This is a genomic window from Bacillus sp. AP8, assembly GCF_000321185.1.
GTDB classification, from domain to species: Bacteria; Bacillota; Bacilli; order Bacillales; family DSM-1321; genus Bacillus_AD; species Bacillus_AD massilioanorexius.
On sequence record NZ_CAPG01000113.1, the window covers coordinates 1 to 801 of the forward strand.

General features: G+C 38.0%; 2 protein-coding genes. Both read right to left on the reverse strand.

Annotated features, from left to right (window positions below):
- Window positions 1–278: DmsC/YnfH family molybdoenzyme membrane anchor subunit (locus tag BN349_RS22890; protein WP_019244605.1), on the reverse strand; the 278-nt coding region annotated here is incomplete at its 3' end.
- 19 nt (window positions 279–297) lie between these two features.
- On the reverse strand, window positions 298–801 hold a 504-nt coding region (locus BN349_RS22895; protein WP_019244606.1), incomplete at its 5' end, for a DMSO/selenate family reductase complex B subunit.

Here is an 801-nt window from a genome sequence, read left to right on the forward strand (position 1 = left end):
GCAATAAAGCATCCTGTAATTACGATTTCACGACTCATCCAAGAATGTCCAAATCCTAAGATTGCATTAAAAGCATGACTCGGTTTTCCTAAATGGACAAATGAAGCACCTAATCCAATGATTGATAAAGCAGTAATCACAATTAATGGTATTTTGACAGCGCTATTAGAATCCACATCACTTTTTTCAACTTTTCTATGCAAGAACCATAGTACTACCATTCCTCCTATGGCTGCCTGCATACATACAGTAAATATTAATAATGGCCATTCATGCATCTTAATCCCTCCTTAACGATTATTTAGCAGCATCTTTATGCGGATTAATAACTAAATTTGGTTTGGTATGTTTCGAGCTAGGCAATCCTTTAATATCAGCAGTATCCCCATATTTTGCACGTAATTCATCAATTGGTCCGAAATCAATCGCACGCATAATACAAGCTGCAACGCATGCTGGTTTTTCACCTGCTTCTCTTAAATCAAGACATGTATCACATTTCGTCATCATGCCAAGCTCCTCATTATATTGTGGTGCACCATATGGGCAGTTCCACGTACAATATTTACAGCCTACGCATTTATCATGGTCAACTACCACTACACCATCTTCTTTACGTTTATGCATGGCACCAGTAGGACATCCTTTGACACATCCTGGTTCATCACAATGGTTACAAGAAATGGATATATTAAATGCCGTAACGTTGTTTATCCAGGCACCATCTTTGTCTTGGGTAAAATGTCCAGCTTCATTTACATATACTCGTCGGAAATTTACTCCGACAGGGTTATCATTTTT